13 protein-coding genes are annotated in these 17,663 nt (G+C 70.5%); 7 read left to right on the top strand and 6 right to left on the bottom strand.

Annotation, left to right across the window (positions count from 1 at the left end; genetic code table 11):
• The first annotated feature begins 116 nt into the window (after positions 1-116).
• The 5 genes from ACFQ7F_RS32135 to ACFQ7F_RS32115 all read left to right on the top strand — a co-directional run bounded on the left by ACFQ7F_RS32135 (position 117) and on the right by ACFQ7F_RS32115 (position 5,192).
• Entirely contained in the window at positions 117-1,763 is a 1,647-nt protein-coding gene (locus ACFQ7F_RS32135; RefSeq protein WP_383278025.1) for a SpoIIE family protein phosphatase, read from the top strand.
• A 115-nt stretch (positions 1,764-1,878) separates the two neighbouring features.
• Positions 1,879-2,811, top strand: coding sequence for a metal-dependent hydrolase (locus tag ACFQ7F_RS32130; protein ID WP_383278054.1), 933 nt, complete (start codon positions 1,879-1,881; stop codon positions 2,809-2,811).
• Position 2,812: 1 nt separating this feature from the next.
• Positions 2,813-3,883, top strand: coding sequence for a PDR/VanB family oxidoreductase (locus ACFQ7F_RS32125; protein ID WP_383278022.1), 1,071 nt, complete (start codon positions 2,813-2,815; stop codon positions 3,881-3,883).
• A 65-nt stretch (positions 3,884-3,948) separates the two neighbouring features.
• Positions 3,949-4,653, top strand: coding sequence for a TetR/AcrR family transcriptional regulator (locus tag ACFQ7F_RS32120; RefSeq protein ID WP_383278019.1), 705 nt, complete (start codon positions 3,949-3,951; stop codon positions 4,651-4,653).
• The gene (locus ACFQ7F_RS32115; protein ID WP_383278016.1) at positions 4,650-5,192 is read left to right on the top strand and encodes a GNAT family N-acetyltransferase; all 543 of its coding nucleotides are present in this window, start codon (positions 4,650-4,652) and stop codon (positions 5,190-5,192) included. Before ACFQ7F_RS32120 ends, ACFQ7F_RS32115 begins: the two co-directional genes overlap by 4 nt.
• A gap of 11 nt (positions 5,193-5,203) precedes the next feature.
• On the opposite strand, the gene ACFQ7F_RS32110 is transcribed toward ACFQ7F_RS32115, so the two are convergent.
• From ACFQ7F_RS32110 to ACFQ7F_RS32100, 3 genes are all read right to left on the bottom strand, one after another.
• On the bottom strand, positions 5,204-7,120 hold the full coding sequence (locus ACFQ7F_RS32110) for a hypothetical protein (RefSeq protein ID WP_383278013.1): 1,917 nt from the start codon (positions 7,118-7,120) through the stop codon (positions 5,204-5,206).
• Positions 7,121-7,141: 21 nt separating this feature from the next.
• The gene (locus ACFQ7F_RS32105) at positions 7,142-7,633 is read right to left on the bottom strand and encodes a tetratricopeptide repeat protein (RefSeq protein ID WP_383278010.1); all 492 of its coding nucleotides are present in this window, start codon (positions 7,631-7,633) and stop codon (positions 7,142-7,144) included.
• Between the two features lie 185 nt (positions 7,634-7,818).
• Positions 7,819-10,944 carry an alpha-N-acetylglucosaminidase gene (locus ACFQ7F_RS32100; protein WP_383278008.1) on the bottom strand — a complete coding sequence of 1,042 codons (3,126 nt, stop codon included), beginning with the start codon at positions 10,942-10,944 and terminating at the stop codon, positions 7,819-7,821.
• A gap of 164 nt (positions 10,945-11,108) precedes the next feature.
• Here ACFQ7F_RS32100 and ACFQ7F_RS32095 point away from each other — a divergent pair, with 164 nt between their 5' ends.
• Positions 11,109-11,561: a hypothetical protein gene (locus tag ACFQ7F_RS32095; RefSeq protein WP_383278005.1), complete on the top strand. Its 453-nt coding sequence runs from the start codon at positions 11,109-11,111 to the stop codon at positions 11,559-11,561.
• 78 nt (positions 11,562-11,639) lie between these two features.
• Here ACFQ7F_RS32095 and ACFQ7F_RS32090 read toward each other — a convergent pair whose 3' ends face one another.
• From ACFQ7F_RS32090 to ACFQ7F_RS32080, 3 genes are all read right to left on the bottom strand, one after another.
• On the bottom strand, positions 11,640-13,148 hold the full coding sequence (locus ACFQ7F_RS32090; protein ID WP_383278003.1) for a DUF1996 domain-containing protein: 1,509 nt from the start codon (positions 13,146-13,148) through the stop codon (positions 11,640-11,642).
• Between the two features lie 76 nt (positions 13,149-13,224).
• The gene (locus ACFQ7F_RS32085; RefSeq protein ID WP_383278000.1) at positions 13,225-13,875 is read right to left on the bottom strand and encodes a LuxR C-terminal-related transcriptional regulator; all 651 of its coding nucleotides are present in this window, start codon (positions 13,873-13,875) and stop codon (positions 13,225-13,227) included.
• Entirely contained in the window at positions 13,860-15,131 is a 1,272-nt protein-coding gene (locus ACFQ7F_RS32080; protein ID WP_383277997.1) for a sensor histidine kinase, read from the bottom strand. Before ACFQ7F_RS32080 ends, ACFQ7F_RS32085 begins: the two co-directional genes overlap by 16 nt.
• Positions 15,132-15,361: 230 nt before the next feature.
• On the opposite strand from ACFQ7F_RS32080, the gene ACFQ7F_RS32075 reads away from it, so the two are divergent.
• Positions 15,362-17,569 carry an MMPL family transporter gene (locus ACFQ7F_RS32075; protein WP_383277994.1) on the top strand — a complete coding sequence of 736 codons (2,208 nt, stop codon included), beginning with the start codon at positions 15,362-15,364 and terminating at the stop codon, positions 17,567-17,569.
• The last annotated feature ends 94 nt before the right edge of the window (positions 17,570-17,663 follow it).

Below are 17,663 nucleotides of genomic sequence, written 5' to 3'. Positions count from 1 at the left end.
ACCTTTACCGTTCAGGGTCGCGCTGCCGCCGTCTTCTCCCGAGGTGAGCGGCAGGGCGCTAACTTGATGGGGCAGGCACCAGTCGGCCTGCCCCGTTCCGCGCCGAGGGGTCCCGCGTGAGCGTCAAGGGCAAGCAGGTGGGTACGGTCAGCACGGTCCTGGTGGTCGATGACGCGCCCGCCAGCAGGTACGCGCTGAGCGCGGTCCTGCGCAGGGCCGGATACCGTGTCCTGCTCGCCGCGAGTGCGAGCGAGGCGCTGATCGAACTCGACGTACGGATGCGGGCCGGGGACCTGCCGGACGTGGCGCTCGTGGATGTCGGCCTGCCCGACATGAGCGGCTACGAACTCTGCCGCCGTATGAAGCAGCTCCCCTCCATCGCCGCCATGCCCGTCGTCCACTTCTCGGCGGCCGCGCGCCCGCCCGCCGACCGGTGCCGGGGGCTCGACGCGGGAGGCGAGTCCTATCTGACGGTGCCTGCCGAACCCGAGGAGATCCAGGCGGTGGTACGGGCCGCCGCGCGCGGTGCCCGTGGCCGCAATGATGCCCAACTACGCGTCGGACGCCTTGCGTTGCTCGCCGGGGCGATCCTGGACGTGCAGTCGGCGCGCTGCCTCAATGAGCTGGCCGACGCGGGGGCCACGGGTACCGCGCGGCTGACCGACGGCCCCGCGGCGGTGTTCGTACTGGGAGAGGGCGGTGAGATTCACCGGGGGCTCTCCCGGCGCAGAGCCGCCGCTTCGCTGCCGGACCCCGGGGCGCACGAGGCGGTGGCCCGGCTGATGCGGCGCGTCATGTCGGGGCATACGGGCGTGCGCACCACGGTCGTGCCGACTCCGCTGTGGCCGGTGGGGTTCTTCCGTTCGGCGCGGGCCGACAGGCAGTGGCGTGACGGGACCCTTGAGGAGGCCGGCCTCGTCCTGGCCCGTCTGCGCGAAGGGCGCACGCTGGTGTGCCTCGCGACACCCGTGTACCAGGAGGATCCGGCCGGCGAGACGGGACACCTCATCGAGCGGCTCGCCCACGCCACCGCACTGGCCGCGGAGCCCCTGCTGATGTACGAGGAGGAGCGCCATATCGCGCTGACCCTGCAACGCAGCTTCCTGCCCTCGCAGTTGCCGGAGCTGCCCGGCGCGGATGTCGTCGTCCGCTACGAACCGGCGTCGCGGCAGGCGGAGATCGGCGGGGACTTCTACGCGGCGCTGCCCACCCCCGCCGGTGTCCTGACCGGCATCGGTGATGTCGTGGGGCACTCACTCGACGCGGCCACCGTGATGGTCGAGATCCGGCACGCCCTGCGCGCGTACTGCGTCGAGGACCCCGACCCCCGCGTACTCGCCCTGCGCCTCGACCGGATGCTGCAGCACTACCACCCGGGCGTGACGGCCACGATGTGCCTGACCCTGGTCGACCCGGCCACCGGGCGCACCCGGATCGCCAACGCGGGCCACATCCCGCCGCTCGTGGTGAGCGACGGGGGCACGGCCGCGTACGTCGGGGCGAGCGGGCCACTCATGGGGCTCGGCCTCGAGAGGCCGCGGCCGAGTGAGGTGGTCCTCGCGCGAAGCGATCGCCTGCTGATGGTCACGGACGGGCTCATCGAGACGCGCGGCACGGATCTCGCGGTGTCGATGGAGCAGCTGCGGGTCGCGGCAGCGGGCGCGCCGCGAGGCGTCGCCGACCTGTGCGACACGCTCCTCACGTGCTTCGGGCTCGAACGGGAGGACGACATCGCGCTGCTCGCACTGCGCAGGACGGGGTGAAGCGCCGGGCGGGACGGGTTGAGGTGCCGGGCAGGACGGGCTGAAAGAAACAGCCGCACGCACCTGTACCCACAGGCCTACCCGTCAGTACATTGACGCCATGTCTAATACGGCCATGTCGAATCCGCAGAGCCGGGAGCCGAGGCCCGTCGCGTCCGAGCACATACCGCTCAAGGCACGCAAAGTCTCCTTCTCCTGGGAGGACACCCCGCTCCACTGGGTGCCGGGCGATCCCTTCGCCACGCACACGATCAACGTGCTGCACCTGCTTCTTCCGGCTGGCGAACGCTGGTTCGTCCACGTGTACAAGCAGGTCCTGCCGTACATCCGTGACGACCGGCTCCGCGAGGACGTGATCGGCTTCATCGGCCAGGAGGCCATGCACGCGCAGGCCCACGACGAGGTCCTGCCGCACCTCAAGGAGCAGGGCCTCGACCCCACGCCCTACACCGCCCAGGTCGACTGGCTCTTCGAGAAGATGCTCGGCGACAGGACGCTGCCGCCCGGCAAGGCCCGCAAGTGGTGGCTGATGGAGCGCGTCGCGATGATCGCGGCCATCGAGCACTACACCGCCTTCCTCGGCAACTGGGTCCTGAACGCGGACGAACTCGACCGCAGGGGCGCCGACCCGACGATGCTCGACCTGCTGCGCTGGCACGGCGCGGAAGAGGTCGAGCACCGCTCCGTCGCCTTCGACCTCTTCATGCACGTCGACGGCAGCTACCGCCGCCGCACGCGGACCTGGGCGACGGCCTTCTCCGCCCTGGTCTTCCTCTGGCAGCGCGGCGCGCGCTTCTTCATGGAGAACGACCCGACACTGATCGGCGGCAAGGCGTCCTTCAAGGACTTCTACCAGGGCGGAAAGAAGGGCACGCTGCCCACGACGCCGGACATGATCCGCTCCATCCCCCGCTATCTGAGCCGCGCCTACCACCCCTCCCACGAGGGCAGCACCGCACAGGCCGTCGCCTACCTCGCCTCGTCCCCGGCGGCCACCGCAGCCGAAGCCGCGACGGAATCGCTGCCCGCGCCGAAGGGGGCGCACTGACATGCCCCGCATCCGCACCGTCCTGCTCGTCACGGGCGCGGCCCTGCTCGCCAAGCGGGCCATGCGCCGCCGCATCGACGCGTCCCCGCTGTGGCCGCTGCCCGCCCTGGAGGAGCCGGTCTCGGGCCGCCCGCGCTCGCGCGCCCTCCGCCTGGTCGTCACCCGGCACGAGACGGTCGCCGACGGCGTCGTACAACTGCGCCTGGAGGGCGAGAAGTTGCCCGCCTGGGAGCCGGGCGCCCATCTGGACCTGGTCCTGCCATCGGGCCTCGTCCGCCAGTACTCACTGTGCGGGGACCCCGAGGACACCTCCTCGTACACCGTCGCGACCCGCCTGATCGGCGAGGAGCAGGGCGGCCGCGGCGGTTCGCGCGAGGTGCACGAGCAGCTTCAGGAGGGGACGGAGGTGGAGGTGCGCGGCCCGCGCAACCGCTTCCCGCTGGCCGACGCCGAGACGTACGTCTTCGTGGCGGGCGGCATCGGCATCACCCCGATCCTGCCCATGCTGCGGGCGGTCGAGGCCGCGGGTCATGAGTGGCGGCTGCTGTACGGAGGGCGCTCCCGAGCCTCGATGCCGTTCCTGGAGGACGTGGAGAAACTGGCGGGCACGAGGGCGGGACGGCTCACGGTCGTCGCGGAGGACGAAGGTGGCCGACCGGACCTCGCCGCCTTCCTCGCGGACCTGGCCCCCTCCGCCGCGGTCCACGTCTGCGGCCCCGAGGGCCTGATGGAGGCGGTGGCGGCGACGCTGCCCGCAGGCGCGGACCTGCACATGGAGCGTTTCACGCCCCACACGTCGACGGACGGCAACGGCGCCTTCGAGGTGGAACTGCGCCGCAGCGGGCGGACCCTCTCCGTGGCCGCCGACACCACAGTCCTCTCCGCGGTGCGCGCGGAGCTGCCCGACACCGCGTACTCCTGCGAGCAGGGATTCTGCGGAACCTGCCAACAGCGGGTCCTGGAAGGGGAGATCGACCACCGGGACGAACTGCTCACGGACGCCGAGCGCGCCGGCTCGATGCTGATCTGTGTGTCGAGGGCGAGCGGCGACCGAATCGTGCTCGACATGTGAGAGCTGTGAACAGTTGGGGCCCACCGGCCCCTTGGACGGCCGGATCTGCTCGGTAAGGTGTTCGCATGACTACCGGGGTGCGCCGCAGAATGGGTGTCGAGGAGCGGCGGCAGCAGTTGATCGGGGTCGCGCTCGACCTGTTCAGCCACCGCTCGCCAGACGACGTGTCCATCGACGAGATAGCAGCGGCCGCGGGCATCTCGCGCCCGCTGGTCTACCACTACTTCCCGGGAAAGCTCAGCCTGTACGAAGCGGCCCTTCAGCGGGCCGCCGACGATCTGGCCGACCGCTTCGTGGAACCGAGGGAAGGCCCGCTCGGCGCACGTCTGCTGCGCGTGATGGGCCGCTTCCTGGACTTCGTCGACGGGCACGGTCCCGGCTTCTCCGCGCTGATGCGGGGCGGTCCCGCCGTCGGCTCGTCCACCACCAACGCGCTGATCGATTCGGTGCGGCAGGCGGCGTACGTCCAGATCCTCGCGCACCTGGGCGTCACGGACCCGCCCGCCAGGCTCGAACTGGTGGTCCGCTCCTGGATCTCGCTCGCCGAATCCACGGCGCTCATCTGGCTCGACGGACGCCGCATTCCGCGCGCCGAGCTCGAACTGCAACTGGTGCACGACTTCGCGGCGCTCGCCGCGGTGAGCGCGGCGTACGACGAGGAGATGGCCGCGATCCTGCGCCGTATCCTCGCCGCGGAGCCACCGGAAGGCCCGTTCACCGAGCTGATCGCCCGCCTGATCGACCTTGTACCGCAGGAGCAGAGCAGTTGACCTACCGCCTGGCCGACGAAGAGGACATCCCCACCCTCGTCACCCTCTACGACGGTGCCGCGCGCTGGATGCGGGACCGGGGGATCGACCAGTGGACGCCGGGCGAGAAGGGCGCGGAGCACTTCCGCGGGCGGATCGCGTCGGACGAGGACGAGGTCTGGCTCGCGTACGACGGCGAGATGGTCACCGGGGCGTACGAGGTGTGGTGGGCGGACGAGCCCGCATGGGGCGAGCAACCGCCCGTCGCGGGTTATGTGCACCGCCTGATGAACCGGCGCGGCGCCCCGGCGGGAACGGGCCGCGCGATGCTGGAGCGCGCGGAACGCCGGATAGCCGAGGCGGGCAGGGACCGCTGCCGCCTGGACTGCGTGTCGTCCAACCCGCGCCTGCGGGAGTACTACGAGGCGGCGGGATACGTCGTGGTGGGGGAGCTGCCGGGGAAGGTGGCGGCGGACGGGAGCACGTACGGCGTGACGCTCCTGGAGAAGGACCTGAAGGACCTGAAGGACCTGCGAGGTTCGGTCCCGCCCGACGCTTGACGGCTGACGGTTCAGCGCAGTGTCGACACCTTCTTGCCGCTCGCGAGCCGTCCGGTGAGCCCGGCGCGAGCGCCCCGCTCCAGGGGTGCGCTCAGGGTGTTGCCGGGGGTCTGGGAACCTCCGGCGGCTCCGACCGAGACGATGTCCTTGCTGCCGCCGCCCAGCAGGTACCAGGTACCGGCCCGGGACTTCCACCGCACTCCCGCGAGCACCGAAGGCTCGCGGCCTCCGCACGCCGCGGAGTCCTCCGCCTTCGCCGCCACGGCCGCCGCGCCCGCCGCCTGGAACTGTGCGAGGGCCCGGCCTCCGTCGCCCCGCCAGGTGTCGGCCCGGGTGCAGATCCAGGCCGCCGCGCCGTTCGCCTCGGGCAGCAGCTGACGGGCGTACTGCCAGGAGTTCACGGAGCGCACGCCGTTCGAGCGCGCGTCGGTGAGCGAGCAGGCCGTCGCTGACCAGTTCGCGGCCGTGGCCTCGCGCGGAGCCTGCGGGCGGCCCGCGGTGAGATGGGCGGGGACGAGTTCGCCGAGGTCGGTGGAGAGCCGGTTCACGCCCGTGTTGTCCCGCAGCTGCAGTGCGTCCCACGACGTGCACGAGCGGGCCTGCGCCGGGCTGGCGAACGGCTCGGTCACACCCTCGCCGTCCCGCTTGAGCGCGTCGGCGTTCCCCTGCGGCTTCAGCAGATCACGTACGGCGACACCGTCCACCCAAGGCGCGGTCAGATACCGCACGTTGCCGTCGACGCGGTTCACCACCACGGCGCCCGCCTCGGTGCTCGTCGCGCCGTCCACGCGCGCGAAGTCGAGTGCGGCTCCGCTGGTGCCGTCCTTGGGCTCGGCGTACCGCACGATGCGCAGTCCGTCGTAAAGCAGCACGACCCGCGCCGCGTCGACCTCGCCCGCGAAGAGCAGTTGCGCGGGCCCGGGCGGAGCGCCCGCAGCCGTGCCGGGCGTGGCGGAGACCTGTACCGACTCGCCGGGCCGTGCCCACACGGCCAGGGCCCGCCGCAGCAGGGCATCGTCGCCGATGAGCGCGCCCCTGGCGGGCCACACGGAGAAGTCGGCCCGGGCCGAGCGCTTCCACGTGCCGGCCGCGACCTTCGTCAGCTGACCCGGGTCGAGCGCGGCCTGCCCGGCCGGATTCTTCGCGTAGGCGGGCGCGGCGGCACCGTCGGGCCCCCACCCGTCGCCCGGAAGACCGAGCAGCGCCCCGCACACCACGACGGCCACGAGCGCGATGCCCGCGGCCTTCATGTGCTGCCTGCGGCGCATCAGGTCGGTGGGCCGCGCCTGCAGCGAACAGGGGTCGAACTCGGGGGACTTGAGCAGGTCGTACGCCGGCTCCACACCGTCGGCCTCGGTCAGCGCGGCACCCGGCTCCTCGACTCCGACGGCGGCGAGCACCTTGTGTACGTCACTGTCGGGGATCCGCTCGAGACCGCGCAGCACGTACGCGGCCCGCGCGGGGCCCGAGAGCGCCGAGAGCCGCTGGTCCAGGGCGAGTTCGTCGGCGCCGCCCGAGCGCGGGAAGAGCCTGAGGCCCCACACCTGTGGCAGCAGCGGCGGCAGCTGCGAGCGCTTGGGCCAGGCGCCGCGCCGGAGCGGAAGCCCGGCGTCGAGCGCGGTGCGCAGGACGCGCAGCCTTACGTAGGCGTACCCGGGGTCACCGCCGCGCCCTTCGCCCGAACGCTGGACCGGAATGACTTCCTCATCGCCCGACCTGCGGCTGCGGGGCAGCGCACGCTGGGTCAGCGCGTGGGCGGTCAGGACCCTCCGGTTGCGCCCGAGGCTGGGTGGAAGGACCAGATAGGCGAGCCGCACCAGGCGTGGGTAGTGCTCGACGAGGGCGGCCTCGGCCTGCTCGACATCGACGACGCCGGAGAGATCCTGGGGCGGGGAGGGGGACTTCACATTCGACGACACGTTCAGCAAAACGAGCGAATCGTCGGATGGTCACCTCTCGGTGAGCTCTCGCGCGTAGTTGCCCATGGACCGCTGATACCGAGGCAGATGGGGAGCGAGGGCGCCGAGAACCAAGGCCAGACCTTCACGCTCACGTCCGAGACTGGCATAACAGAGGGCGAGGGTCGCTCGGACCGCGTCGTCCAGTTCATCGTGCGGGCCGTCCAGTTCGGGCGTGAGAAGTGCTACGCCTTCTTCCGGCTTCCCGATGTTCCGCAGCGAGCTGGAGAGCTGGATCAGGGTGCGGCGCCGCCGGTATCCGTCGAGGCCCCTCGCCAGCGCCTCCCTGTACAGGGGTACGGCGCGGTCCGAGTGCCCCGTGGAGTCGAACGCGCAGGCCCGTTCGAAGGGGGCGAGGGGGCTGCCCTCGGGCAACTCGTCGACCAGGGCGTCGATGACCTCCCGGAACTCTCCGCCCCGGTCGTCGTACGCCTGGACCGTCGCCCACGCCTCGGCCACTCGCTGCTCCCACGCGATATCCATGGCCACACTTTCGCACGACGTGACAGTGACCGAACAAAGCTTTCCCCCACCCACCCGCCCGTCACCCCACATCCTCACCTGACCGAACAGGCCTCTCCCACCCACCCGATTGCCCCGCGTTGCCAAACGGTGGGCCGAGGGCGCCGGACATCGGACCCGACACCCGGCGCCACGCGTCAGCCGCCTCAGCTCACGCCCCAGTCGCTGAACTCCACCGTGCCCCGCCCCCCGTCACCCCCATTGGTCGCGCTCATGAACAGCCCCACATCCTGCGCCGCCGCGAGGGCAGGCACGGCCACGCTCGCCACCACCCGCCAATTGGCCCCGCCGTCCGTCGAGCACGACCCCGTCAGGACGTCCCCCGCACGCCCGAGACGCAGCAGCACCGGCGCCTTGATGCCCGTGATGCGCTTGTACGTGTCCAGCGTCCCGTCGCCGTTCGTGTCGTAGGAAAGGACCACTCCGTTCGCCGGAGTGACCGCGAGGTCGACGAAGCCCGGGGACCCCGCCACGCCCATCGTGTTGCGCGCGATGATGCCCGCCCTGGCCCACGGCCCCGTGACCGCCTGGGTGTCGACCCTGACCGTCACCGAGACGCCGTCCCGCAGTGCGCCCTCGCGGTACAGCGTGCCGAACTCCGTCGTGCCCTTCCAGAGGTCCGTGCCCGCGCCGTTGATCGCGTAGCGGCCGTCCAACTCCCCGAACACTGCTGCATTGTTGGTGTATTTCTTCCAGGCCGAGCCCACCGGCCCCGCCTCGAACAGCACACCCTCGTGGACGGCCCGCACCCGCCGCTCGCCCGCAGGGCCGTACTGGACGGCGATCTCGTACGGGAGCGGCCGCAGCGGATGGTCGAGCGGCGTTCCCGGTGCGCTCGCCCGCCAGGCCACCTTGCCCGTGCCCGCCGGAGCGACCCGGGGCAGGGACACCGGGCCCGACGGCTCCGCGTCGATCCCGCTCAGCTCGAAGTCGACGCGGCCCGTGGCGCGAAGCCCGTTGACGTTGCGGAAGACGGCCTCGAGGCGTGCGTGTCCGCCGGGCGGAAGCGACGACGGCTCGGCGACGACCGTGAGCGACCCCTGGTAGGGCGCACGGGCCAGCACATCCCGTACCCGTGAAGCGGTCCGGTACGAGTCGCCGATGCCCCGCAGGGGGTAGTCCTTGCGCTCCCGGGTCCACGGCTCCTCCACCGCGAACCAGTCCACCTCGCGCGGCGCACGCCCCGCGGCGAGCGCGTCGGCCAGTTCGTCGAGCCACTTCTGCCACCGGGGCACGTAGAAGTCGGCCATGAGACCGGCCCATTCACGGTTCCCGTACTCGTGCAGATTCCCGCCGTCGGACGTCGCCCGGCCGCCCCATGTCGTGATCAGGACCTTGGCGGTCCGCTCGAACTCGGCACGCTCGGCGTCGTTCGTCCCCATCCGCCGCGCCGACTCCACCCAAGGGCCGAGCAGGAACGCCGTATCAGTGCTCACCAGCTCGTCCGAGAGGCGCATCAGCTTCAGCCACAGCGTGGACAGTGCGCGGAACGTGTCCGCGTCCTTCTGCCGGTACGCGGCCCGGAGCTGCGGCAGCAGCTGCCGGCTCCGGTGCGCGAGCGCCTGCCGGGCCACGTCCACCACGTCGTACCGGTACGCGGCGCTGTCCCGCAGCGCACCACGGACCCCGAGGAGGCCGGTCAGCGCCGCGTCGAAGCGGCCCGGGTCGTAGGTCAGCGCACGCGGCGAGTACTCGGCGGCGCGGTTCGCCGCCAGGTCGGGACGGGCCGCGAACAGCGAATCGTGCGGGTCGCTGCGCTCGACGGCGGTGTGCTGGTACGCGGTGTCGTGCAACGCCCGCCACGCGTGCAGTGCCTCGGCGTCGCGCCCGCCGTAGCGGAACCGGGCATAGCCGTCGAACCAAGCCCCCAGGTCGAGCTTCTCGTCCGTCCAGGCCAGTTCGGAGAAGAGCTCGAAGGCGGCCGGGTCCCGGTCCGTCGCCTCCGGCATGAACGCCGTCCCGACCAGCGCGCTGCCGCCCTTGTCCCGCCAAGCGAAGAACTTCTCGTTCCAGATGTGGGCCCGGGCGCCGATCGTCGTACGGCCACCGAAGTTCGGAATGGTCCCGAACGTGTACGGCGTGCCGCCCCAGTCCTTCTCGCGGTCGGTGACGCTCTTGAACCGGTCGGAGACCCCGTCCACGATCAGCATCCGGCGCCGGTCGATCGCGTCGAGCAGCGCGGGCAGCGGATTGGCCTCCCAGCCGAGGATCACCCAGGTCGCACCGGGGCGCGCCTTCTGCAGGGCCGCCTCGACGCCGCGCGCCGCGTCCGGCACCGGGACGTCCCCCGCGGTGCCGCCCTCGTGCAGCAGGTCCATCTTGAAGTTCTCCGCGGCCCCGAAGAGCTGCTCCTGGTGCTGGTAGAAGGAAGCGGCGACCTTCCCGAAGGAGGACGTCCTCGGGTCGAGCCAGTCGGGGCGCTTGAAGCCGTGCCAGGTGCCCTGCGGCACCACCCGGGCGTCCCCGCCGTTGCGTGCCACGAACCCGTCGGGAACGTGCCCGTAGTAGCCGGGAAGCACCGGCGCCATGCCCAGCGAGCGCAGCCGGTCCACGATTTTGCGGCCGAGCTCGGCCCGGTCCTTGATGACATCGGCCGAAAGCGGCCCGCCGTACCCCGACAGGTTCTGCAGCAGCCACCACGCCTGGTGCGAGGGCGCGGGCAGCCACGCACGCGCCTCGGCGTCGCTGTAGCCGAAGTCCTGGAGCACCCGGTGGTAGACGGCCTCCGCCCCCGCGATCACCAGGACCTCGTTGCAGCCGTGCAGGGCGAGCACGTCGATCATGCGTTCCCAGTACGCCCAGTCGGCGTGCGGCGCGGTGTACCCGTCGTTCGTGTCGTTCAGGGCGAACCGGTGCGGGAGCGAGGTGGACCGCTGAAGCGGGCGCGAGGGCGCGGGCAGTCGGCGCGGCAGGTCAAGCTGGTCGCCGTTCCAGGCGACGTGGGCCCCGCAGACGTACTTCAGATACCAGTGGACCCCTGTGAGCAGCACGGCAGGCGTCGTGCCCGAGACCTCGATCCGCCCCGTCGTACCGGTCACCCGGAAACGGTCCGTGCCGCCCTTCGCGCGGACGAGTCTGAGACGGAACTGTTCCGCGTGATGCGGCAGGAGTCTGTTGAGTGCTGAGCGTGCGGAATCCGTATCGAAGGCGTAGGCGGGGCCCTGGACGGGCCCCTCGGCGGCGTGGGCCGGGACCGCCACTCCGCCGACGGCGGCACCGAGGCCGATGGCCCCGGCTGTGCCGAGCACGGAACGTCTGGACGGATCGCTCATGTGTACCCCCTGGGTCGGATGGTGCGGCGCACGGTATCCGTGCGGCGTCCTGCGCTCAACGGTGCATACGGAGATGGCGAGTTCACCTCGCCTGAAGGGATTGGTGGACGATGAAGGCAGCGCGAAGGACGCTTGGGGGCGCGAGCAAGGGCATGCGAGGGCGCATGCGAACGGGCATGGGTGCGGGCATAGGTGTAGGACTGCTGATGATGCTCGTGGCGTGCGGCTCGGACGGCGACGACGCGCCGCCGGACACGGCGAGCGGCAGCCTGGAGCAGCTGGCGGCCAAGGCGCGGTGCAAGCCCGACATCCAGACGGACGCGGCCGAACTACGGCAGGCCACCTGTGACAAAGGTGCCCGCCGCTACGTCCTAGTAACCTTTACAAATGCCCGTGGCCAGGCCGAATGGTTCGACGAAGCCACCGATTACGGCGGCACTTACCTCGTCGGAAAGAAGTGGATCGCGGTCGGCGAGGAGAAAGTGGTCATGCGGCTGCGCGGCCGGCTCGGTGGGACGGTGGAGAAGTCCTCGCACCACTCGGGGAGTAGCGGTGGTGGGGATCACGAGGACGGAAGCCCGGGGCACTCGGGCCACTCCGGTCACCACACGAGCTGACCGCGCAGCGGTACACGGGGGTCAGCTTGCGCACTGGGCCGATCAGGTCGGCTCAGTCGCAGTGGTCGGTCGCGGCACTCAGTTGCAGCGCTGACCACTGTTGATGCACTTGGCCACGCGGTTCATCAGCTTTTCGTCGAATACGTTGATGAAGTCACCGTGATCGGTGATCGGTTTGTGCAGCTGCTCGGGGAACGAGTCGACGGCGAATCCCGGCCCCGGCGGCACGTCGTACACGATGCGCTGCACCAGCTGCGGAATGGCCTTGAACCCTTGCGGGCAGGCGCCGCTTCCCGCGTCGGCGAAGGCCACATGCGTGCGGTGATTGGCGCTGTCGGTGTTCTGGCCGTCCCAGCAGCTCTGGAAGTTGAAGCTCCGCACGACCTTGCTGCCCTCGGGGCAGATCGGATACTTGTCCTTCAGCTGGCGGTCCTCGAAGCCGGTGCAGCTCCAGGACGCGTTGGCGTTCGCGTCACCATTGGTGAGCGCCTTGGCGTCACCGGTGATGATGCGCAGGAAGCGCGGCATCGCGACGACCTTGCTCGTCGCGTTCCCGGCGAATTTCAGCGTGACCGAGGCCGGGGTCTGGATCTTGCCGACATTCTGGTCCTTGCCGCCGCCGTCCGCGCCGGCGTCGTTCTCGTCCTCTCCGTTCTGCAGCCTCAGGACCGGCCAGTAATAGGTCGACTTGTCCCCTTGGTTCTTGCACGTGGTGTCGCCGTTCGCGAGATCGTCATCGCTGGAGAAGGCGTCCGTGGCCTGATTTCCGATGTAGTCGTGCATATGGTGAGCGCCATTGCTCACGCCGGGCGCGGCGATGACATTGTCCGGATTGAACTTGCCGTTCTCGTTCGTCCCGCATTTCGTGGTGAAGGTGCCGCGCGACGCGCCGCGCTGTTTGCCGGGTCGGTTGACGTTGGGCTGGACGGAGTTGATGTCGACGAAGTCGCCGGCCTCCGGTCCGTTGCCGTTCTGCTGGTCCGGCGGCTGCTCAGCGCCGTCGTCGGGCGGCTGCTGCTGGTCGCCCCCGTCACCGGGGGGCTGCTCGCCGCCGTCCTGCGGAGGCTGCTGCCCGTCGTCCCCGCCCTGCGGAGGCTGCTGCCCGGCGGCGTCGTCGCGCCGCATGGTGCACGGCGCCATGCCGTCGATCCCCTGGGGCGGCTTACCGCCCGCCTGATCGATCGTCGAGCCGATGCCCTCGATGGTCGGCCGCCGCTGCTCCTCAAGGGGGGCGAGCACGGCCTCGGCCTGCCCGGTGTCCTTGGCCTTGGCGAACTTCTCGTACGCGGCGGTGATCTGGGTGTCCAGCTCCGCGAGCCGCCGGTCGACGTCCTCGCGGGCGCCGTCCGGCACGTCGGAGAGCTGGGTGCCCACGTCCGGGCAGCTGATGGTCGCGAGCCCCAGGTTGCCGCCCTGTTCGCCCGCCTGGGTCCTGGCGTCCGGCGAACCGGAGCTCTGCCCGGCGTTCGCGTAGACATTCACCGCGACCATTCCGCCGCCGCCCAGGATTAGCGCCGCCGAGGCGGCGATGGCGCGCCCGGCGAGTTTTGATCGTTTTCGTGATGTGCGTCGTGGTGTGCGTCCCATGGGACTACGTACGCAACAGGAGTCGGCCCCGTTCAATCACGCATGGAATTCCCCGGCAATCTCCCGGGTGATCTTCTCAGCGCCCTTGATCCAGATAGGCGAGTACGGCGAGAACCCGCCGGTTGTCGTCGTCCGATACCGAAAGGTCCAGTTTCCCGAAGATGTTGGACGTGTGCTTGGCGATCGCCCGCTCCGTCACGACGAGCTCCCCCGCGATCGCCGCGTTCGACCGTCCCTGTGCCATGAGTTCGAGCACCTCGCGCTCGCGCGGCGTCAGTTTGCCGAGCGGCCGGTCCGCCGACCGCCGCGACAGGAGCTGCTGGATCACCTGCGGGTCCATCGCGGTGCCGCCCGACGCGACCCGGCGTACGGCGTCGATGAACTGGTCGGCGTCGAAGACCCGGTCCTTGAGGAGATAGCCGACCCCGCCGTTCCCGTCGGCGAGCAGCTCGCGCGCGTACAGCTGCTCCACGTGCTGGGAGAGCACGAGCACGGGAAGCCCCGGCCGTGCCCGCCGCGCGGCGAGCGCGCACTGCAGTCCCTCGTCCGTGTGGGACGGCGGAAGCCGGACGTCGACGACTGCGACGTCCGGCTCCAACTCGGCCAGAGCCTTGGTGAGTTCGGGCCCGGTCTCGACAGCGGCGGCGATCTCGAAGTCGAATGCCTCCAGCATCCGGACCAGACCGTCACGCAGCAGGAAGAGATCTTCGGCTAGGACAACTCGCAAGGGATCTCCATGGTCACCATGGTCGGGCCGCCCGCGGGACTGCTGACGGCCAGTACGCCGTCGAATGTACCGAGTCGGCGTTCGATCCCGCTCAGCCCGGACCCCGCCCCCATGGACGCGCCACCCTTGCCGTTGTCGGTGACCGCGACGCGCAGCATGCCGTCCGTGTGGTGGATGTCCACCCAGACGCGGTCCGCGCCCGCGTGCTTGATGGTGTTCGTCAGGGCCTCGCTCACCGCGAAGTACGCCGCCGACTCCACCGGCTCGTCGGCCCGGCCGAACAGCTCCACATCCACGTCCGTCTGCACGGGAAGGCGCAGTGCCAGGGCCTTCACCGCGTCGCCGAGGCCGCGTTCGGCGAGTACCGGAGGGTGGATCCCGCGGACCAGGTCGCGCAGCTCGGTCAGCGCCTCGCCGGAGTTCTGCCGGGCCTTGGCGATCAGTTCCTTGGCCTTCGCCGGGTCCTTCTCGATCATTGCCTCGATGGTGCCGAGATCCATGCCCATCGCGACGAGGCGGGCCTGTGCGCCGTCGTGCAGATCCCGCTCGATGCGGCGCAGTTCGGCGGCGGAGGAGTCCACGGCGTCGTGCCGGGTCTCGGTCAACCGGTCGACGCGCTGGGCCAGTTCGCGCTCCCGCATGGAGACGGTGGGCGCCAGGCACGTCCGGGTGAGGAGGAAGTGGGCGCGGAGGATGCCGGGGGCGGCGAAGATGCCGATGACGCCGAGCGCGGTGCCGAGCAGGGCGGCCATGTTGGCGTCGCTCTGCGAGGTGACGTGGATGAAGCCGTACCACTCGCCGCCGCCCGCGCTGTAGATCGGCTTCCAGACGCCGAGAGCCAGGACGTAGCCGTACAGCGGGTAGAGCAGCAGCGCCGGCGCGAAGATCACCGTCACATAGCCGGCTGTCATGTCGACGAGGAGCCACTGCAGATCCCGCCAGGTCGCCGGGTCCTTCAGCATCAGCGAGGTGCGCTCCACCTGCCCGGTGACGCCACTGCGCAGGTCCGCGGGGAAGGGGCGGTAGGGACGCGGGATGTGTACGCCCGACCACGCGCCGGCCTGGGCGCGGCGCAGGTCCGCCCACTTGCGTACGCCGGTAAGCACCAGCGGGGTCGTGAAGACGCCGATCCCCAGCGTGATGAAGGCGATGGACAGGACCGACAGCACGAAGAGGGTGATCGAACCGGCGAGCATGATGACCGACAGGAAGAGCCCCCGGGCTCCCGCGATCACGGATTCTCGGACCCTCGTCATTTTCTGATCCCCATCTCTTCCAGTGGCATGGACACATTCTCGCCGTTGGGTCGGCGCCGGTCATGGGGTTTCGCACCCGAGCGGGGGTGTACCTGTCGACACCCCCGTACCTCGCCCTGTGCTTCGGACAGTGGGGGCTTCGGCGGCTGGGTGGGCGGTCCCCGGATTTCTAGCGTTGTCCCCGTCATCAACCGGCTTATCCAACGCTTATCTATGGGGGCGAAAACGCCATGAGGCCAAACCTCGCGGCACGACTCGGTGTGTGGAGCGCCCACCACCGTAAGACGGCCATCCTCGGCTGGCTGCTCTTCGTCGTGCTCGCCACGACCATCGGCGGGGCCTCGGGCATGGTCACCGCGTCCGACGACGAGATGGGGGTCGGCGACTCGGGCCGGGCCGCGGAGATCCTCAAGGACGCGGGTGTCGAAGAGCCCGCGGGCGAGCTCGTCATGGTCAGTTCCAAGACGGCGGACGGCTGGCGGGACGCGGCGGGCGACCTCTCCAAAGCCCTGGCGGCGACCGGAGAGACCAGGAACATCCAGGCGCCGCTGCCCTCCAAGGACGGCAAGGACGGGCTCCTCCGCTTCCAGATGAAGGGCGCGTCCGACGAGGCCGCCGACCGCGTTCAGCCGGTGCTCGACGCCGTGCAGAAGGCGAAGGACAAGGGCGCTCAGGACGGCTTGGACGTCTACCAGTTCGGCGACGCCAGCTCGGAGAAGCACCTCGGCGACCTGCTCTCGGACGACTTCACCAAGGCCGAGTTCACCGCCGTGCCGCTCGCGCTCGGCATTCTCCTGGTCGCCTTCGGGGCCGTGGTCGCGGCGCTGCTTCCGGTCGGGCTCGCGCTGACCGCGTGCGTGGCGGCCTTCGGACTGCTCTCGCTCGCCAGCCACCAGCTGCACCTCTTCGAGACGACGTACTCGGTGATGTTCCTGATGGGGCTCGCGGTCGGCGTCGACTACTGCCTGTTCTATCTGCGGCGCGAGCGGGACGAGCGGGCGGCAGGACATGACGCCGACACCGCGCTGCGGATCGCGGCGGCCACCAGCGGGCGTGCCGTCCTTGTCTCAGGACTGACGGTGATGGTCGCGATGGCGGGCATGTTCCTGTCGGGGCTGCTGCTCTTCAAGGGCTTCGCGGTCGCCACGATCCTGGTGGTGTGCGTGGCGATGCTGGGCTCGGTGACGGTGCTTCCCGCGCTGCTCTCCGCGCTCGGCGACCGGATCAACGCGGGGCGCATCCCGTTCCTGAACCGCAAGAACAAGAAGGGCGACAAGAACAAGAGGGGCGCGCACGCCAGCGGAGGCATCGCGGGCAAGCTCCTTCGCCCCGTACTCGCCAAGCCGAAGTTCTTCGCCGTCGGCTCGGCGGTCCTGCTCCTCGCCCTCGCGGCGCCCGCGCTCGGCATGAAGACCGAACAGCTGGGCCTGGAGAAGCAGTTCGGCTCGGACGCCCCGCTCTCGGTCTCCTTCCGGGAGATCACCCAGGAGTTCCCGGGCGGACCGGCGCCGGCCCAGATCGTCGTCAAGGCGGACGACGCGGGCGACATCGCGTCGAAGGAGATGCGCGACGCGCTGACCAAGGTGGTGCGGGACGCGGGCAAGGGCGCCGAACTCACCGTCCACAAGAACGCGGGCGTGGCCGAGATCGACGTACCGCTGCCCGGTGACGGCAGTGACGCGAAGTCGAAGAAGGCGCTCGGCGAGCTCAGGGACGACGTGGTGCCCGCCGCCTTCGACGGCCTGGACGCACAGGCGTACGTCGGCGGAGACCTCGCCGACTCCGAGGACTTCGGCGATCAGCTCAGCAAGGGCATCCTGCCGGTGTTCGCCTTCATCGCGGCGGTGACGTTCCTGCTGATGCTCTTCAGCTTCCGCTCCGTGGTGATCGCCGTGACGTCCATCGGCCTCAACCTGCTCTCGGTGGGCGCGGCCTACGGCGTGATGACCGCGGTCTTCCAGCACGGCTGGGGCGCGGAGCTGATCGGCTCGGAGCAGGTGGGGGCGATCGAGAACTGGATGCCGCTGTTCGTCCTCGTGGTCCTCTTCGGCCTGTCGATGGACTACCACGTGTTCGTGGTCTCGCGGATCAGTGAGGCGAGGGACCGGGGCCTGGACAACCGCGCGGCGATCCGCGAGGGCATCACCCGGACCGCGGGTGCGGTGACGGGCGCGGCCGTGATCATGGTGGCGGTCTTCGGGGTCTTCGGCACCTTGTCCATGCAGGACATGCAGCAGATGGGCGTGGGCCTGGGCGTGGCGGTCCTGCTGGACGCGACGGTCGTACGGATGGTGCTCCTGCCGTCCCTGATGACGCTCCTGGGAGAGCGGAACTGGCGTACGCCGCGCGGACTTTCGTGGCTTCCGCGGGTCTCTCACGGCGAGGGGCCGGTAGCGCCGGAGCAGCCTGCCCCCCTGCCGGTTCCGTCGGCCAGGTAGGCCCTGTGTCGGGGTTCGGTTGTCTGCGGGGCGGTGGGGGCTGGTCGCGCCCACGCGGCGGAGCCGCATATGTCACGGCCTCGCGCCCCTGACG

The sequence above is a fragment of the Streptomyces sp. NPDC056486 genome, assembly GCF_042795295.1.
Classification (GTDB): domain Bacteria; phylum Actinomycetota; class Actinomycetes; order Streptomycetales; family Streptomycetaceae; genus Streptomyces.
Note: the sequence above shows the minus strand (reverse complement) of the source record. Positions and strands in the feature narration are given on the sequence as shown.